This window comes from Candidatus Accumulibacter vicinus, assembly GCF_000584955.1.
Taxonomy (GTDB): domain Bacteria; phylum Pseudomonadota; class Gammaproteobacteria; order Burkholderiales; family Rhodocyclaceae; genus Accumulibacter; species Accumulibacter vicinus.
In genome coordinates this window covers 179,725-180,851 of record NZ_JDSS02000027.1, presented here as the reverse complement: position 1 = coordinate 180,851, position 1,127 = coordinate 179,725, and the positions used below count along the sequence as shown (strand labels likewise).

Here is a 1,127-nt window from a genome sequence, read left to right as displayed (position 1 = left end):
TCCAGGGTTTTGCTGCCGATTCCCGGCGTCCGTCAGACCTGCCCGTTGATAGGGCTTTGTGACTCACATCGGACGGGCGAAGTCTGTCTTCCTTCGTCCGTCCGTCAGACCTGCCCGTTGATAGGGCTTTGTGACCACCTCCCGGCGCATCTTGAGCAGCAGGAACGCGCGTCCGTCAGACCTGCCCGTTGATAGGGCTTTGTGACCCGAGAGTGATTACGTTGGTGTGGTGGCGTGTCTGCGTCCGTCAGATCTGCCCGTTGATAGGGCTTTGTGACCCCCCGAGACCATGTCCCATCAGGCCTGCTCACTGATAGACCTCTGTGACGCGGTCGCGGCTAGACCTGGCACGACGAAGTTTTTCATCCGTCAAATCTCCCCGCTAATAGCGAGGGCGACTTTCCAGCAGCCGAAGCCTGCATCCCGGCACAGGCTTTTTTTATTTTTGTCTGCCGCTGCCCGTTGCATGGGTCATGAACATACGTGGCGCATAATCGCGGCAATGACAACCAATAACGAGTTTTCCGGCCTGGAGGTGTTCGGCCTGTGCCTGCATTTCGCGGCGCTCAGTCGCAGCAGGGGTTTTAGCGGTGCGGCCTGGCGCGGCTTGATGGGACAGGCACTGTTTCGGAGCGTCTGTTCGTTCCCGGTTCCGGCCTGTGCTACCTGCCCCGCCCTTGGCGCCTGCGCTTACCCGACCCTATTCAAGCCGGTGCACGATGCGGCCTTGCCGCCGTTCTGGCTGCACGGCTGGCAACACCGTCGTGAGACCTGGACCGTAGGCATCCGCTGGCTTGGTGCCCGGAATGTCTTTGCGGTTGGCGAATGGCTGACTGCACTGGGCGATCGGGGCGCGGGCATGGCGTTCAGTGGTTCACCTGTACGTATTGAACTCGCCAGCACGCCGGCGACGAATGGAGCAAGCTGGCGTCCTGGCGTGGGCTGGCTGACGATGCCTGCGGCAATGACGCTGACCGACGACCTGCCGCCTCGGCAAACCTGCCGAGTGCGCTTCGTTTCGCCGCTGGTCAGCAAGCACGTCGGCGACCCGCTATTTGGCGCCCTGCACACTCGCCTGCAGCGCCTCGTGCAGCAGCACGGTGACGGCAGCGACTTGCCGCGGCCCA

Annotated in this window: 1 pseudogene and 1 CRISPR repeat array; the pseudogene reads left to right on the top strand. The window is 62.5% G+C overall.

Annotated elements, in window-relative coordinates:
- Window positions 1-38 precede the first annotated feature (38 nt).
- Window positions 39-328: a CRISPR direct-repeat array (repeat unit 25 nt; unit sequence CTGCCCGTTGATAGGGCTTTGTGAC).
- A 174-nt stretch (window positions 329-502) separates the two neighbouring features.
- A pseudogene (locus tag CAPSK01_RS13305) lies at window positions 503-1,127 on the top strand (hypothetical protein); the annotation flags it as partial.